Source organism: Pseudomonas sp. 8AS (genome assembly GCF_902506505.1).
GTDB lineage: Bacteria > Pseudomonadota > Gammaproteobacteria > Pseudomonadales > Pseudomonadaceae > Aquipseudomonas.
This window is the reverse complement of the sequence record NZ_LR733407.1, coordinates 1-2,596: the sequence shown is the minus strand read 5'-3', so window position 1 is coordinate 2,596 and position 2,596 is coordinate 1. Positions and strand designations below refer to the sequence as shown.

At 65.1% G+C, this 2,596-nt stretch carries 2 protein-coding genes; both read right to left on the bottom strand.

From position 1 onward, the window contains the following. Positions 1–105 precede the first annotated feature (105 nt). Positions 106–861, bottom strand: a complete 756-nt coding sequence (istB, locus tag GV001_RS19975; RefSeq protein WP_160083491.1) for an IS21-like element ISUnCu3 family helper ATPase IstB — start codon at positions 859–861, stop codon at positions 106–108. A gap of 17 nt (positions 862–878) precedes the next feature. Continuing rightward, the gene (istA, locus tag GV001_RS19970) at positions 879–2,393 is read right to left on the bottom strand and encodes an IS21 family transposase (protein WP_160083489.1); all 1,515 of its coding nucleotides are present in this window, start codon (positions 2,391–2,393) and stop codon (positions 879–881) included. Positions 2,394–2,596: the final 203 nt, after the last annotated feature.

Genomic DNA, 2,596 nt, shown 5'->3' with positions numbered 1-2,596 from the left:
TGCGGATTCCACGCCATTCGGACACTCAGCCCACGCTGATCCGGACACCTGTTCCACGATCATTCGGACAGGCAGTCGGAGCGCAGCGACGCAGGAGTGGCATTGTTAGTCTGAGGTGCCCGGCGTCGTCAATTTCTTCGCCCGCTTGCGCATCGATTCGCCCTTAAGATTGATCCGGTAGGCGTTGTGCACCAGGCGATCGAGGATGGCGTCGGCCAGGGTCGGATCGCCGATCAATTCGTGCCAGTTATCCACCGGCATCTGGCTGGTCACGATGGTCGAGTGCTGGCCGTAGCGGTCGTCCAGTAGCTCCAGCATGTCGCGCCGCTGTTCGGCGGTGAACGGGGCCAGGCCCCAGTCGTCGAGGATCAGCAGGTCGGTCTTGGCGTAGCTGCTCATCAGCTTGGCGAAGCGGCCGTCGCCGTGGGCCAGGCCCAGCTCTTCCAGCAGGCGCGGCAAGCGCAGGTAACGCACGCTGTAGCCACCTCGGCAGGCCTGGTGGGCCAGGGCGCAGGCCAGCCAGGTTTTACCCACGCCGGTGGGGCCGCCGATGATCAGGTTGAGGCCGTCGCGTAGCCACTGGCCGCTGCGCAGCTGGAGGATCAGCGCCTTGTCGAGGCCGCGTGGGCTGCGGTAGTCGATGTCTTCGAGGCAGGCGTTGTGCTTGAGCCGGGCCTGGCGCAGGCGGCTGCTCAGGCGCTTGTCGTCGCGCTCGGTCAGCTCGCGGTCGACCAGCAGGCCGAGGCGTTCCTCGAAGCTCAGGCTGTCGATGTCCGGGGTTTTCAGTTGCTCGGCGAGGGCCTTGAGCATGCCGTGCAGGCGCAGGGACTGGAGCTTGTCCAGGGTCGGGTGAGGCAGCATGGTGGAGTTCCTTGGAGTCAGTGGTAGTAGCCGGGGCCACGCAGGTTGGCGTGGTCGTCCGGCAGCAGAGGCAGGTTGGCTTGAGCCAGTGGCAGATTTTCCAGACCCTGGCGCAGGATCGATTCGAGGCTCTTGTAGCTACAGGCACCGAGGCTCAGGGCGCGTTGGCAGGCGGCTTCCAGCCGCTCTTCGCCGTGGTGCTTGCCGAGGCGTAGGATGCCCAGACAGGCACGGTAGCCATGCTGCGGATGCACACGCCGTTCGAGGATGTGGCCGATCACGCTGGCGGTGTTCGGCCCGGTCTGCTCGGCCCAGCGGATCAGCCGCTGCGGCGTCCACTCGGCATGCTCGCGATGGCTCTTGGGCATGTGCTCGGCTTGCGTGCTGTGCCGGCCCTTGTGCCAGGAACGCACATGACTGGCCACCCGCTGGTTGGCGTGGAAGCACTCCACGGTGTGCGCCGTCAGGCGCACCTCCAGCTGCTTCTTCACCAACTGGTAGGGCACCGAGTAGTAATGGCCATCGACCTCGACGTGGTAGTCGATGTGCGCACGCGCCTTCTTCCACTCGGCATAGACGTAAGGCTGCTCCGGCAGCGGGCGCAGGGCGGGTCGATCCAGGCTGTCGAAGGCCGACTGTCGTGAGCCCGGCAGCTTCTTGAACGGTCGCTGGTTCAGCCGCTCCAGCAGCACGGCGATGGCCCGGTTGAGTTCGTCCAGGGAGAAGAACTGGCGGTTCCTCAGTGCGGCGAGGATCCAGCGCTCGACCACCTGCACGCCGACCTCGGCTTTGGCCTTATCGCGCGGCTTACGCGCTCGCGCCGGCACCACCGCCACGCCGTAATGCTCGGCCAGGTCGCGGTAGCTGGGGTTGATATCCGGTTCGTAGCGATGGGCCTTGCTCACCGCGCTGCGCAGGTTGTCCGGCACCACGATCTCCGGAACCCCGCCGAGGAAGGCGAAGCAACGGGCGTGGGAGCCGAGCCAGTCCGGCAACTGCTGCGACCAAGTGGCTTCGGCGAAGGTGTAGCTGGAGGCGCCGAGTACCGCGACGAACACCTGTGCCTGGCGGATCTCGCCGCTGTGGCGGTCGATCACTCGCACCGTCTGGCCGGCGTAGTCGACGAACAGCTTCTCGCCGACGCGGTGCTCCTGGCGCATCACCACATCCAGCTTGCCCTGCCAGGCCCGGTAGTTTTCGCAGAACCAGCTGTATTGAAAGCCCTGTGGCTGGCTCAGGCGGTACTCCTGCCAGAGCAGAGCCAGGGTCACGCCGGGGCGGCGTAGCTCGGCATGTACCCAGGCCCAGTCAGGCAGTGGGCGTTGCTCGCTGGGCACCACTGGTGTCGGCGGGAACAGTTGCTGCTCCAACTCCGCATCGGACAACGAACAGGGCCAACTGAGACCGCTGGCGGCAAAGCGACAGAGGTAATCACCGGCACTGCTGTGGCCAGTGCCTAGGCTGCGGGCGATCTTGCGCACGGACAGGCCGCAGTCGAACTTGAGGCGCAACACCTCTCGGATTTTACGCATGGATAAACGCTCCACGACGACCTCTTCGCTTCGAAAAAGAGGTCGATGGTAGTGAATAAATCCTGCGTAGCTGCCTGCCTGGAAAGTGTCCGGATGGCCGTGGAATCGGTGTCCGGATGCTCGTGGAATGAGTGTCCGGATCAGCGTGGAATCACTGTCCGGATGTGCGTGGAATGGGTGTCCGAGTCAGCGTGGAATCCGCA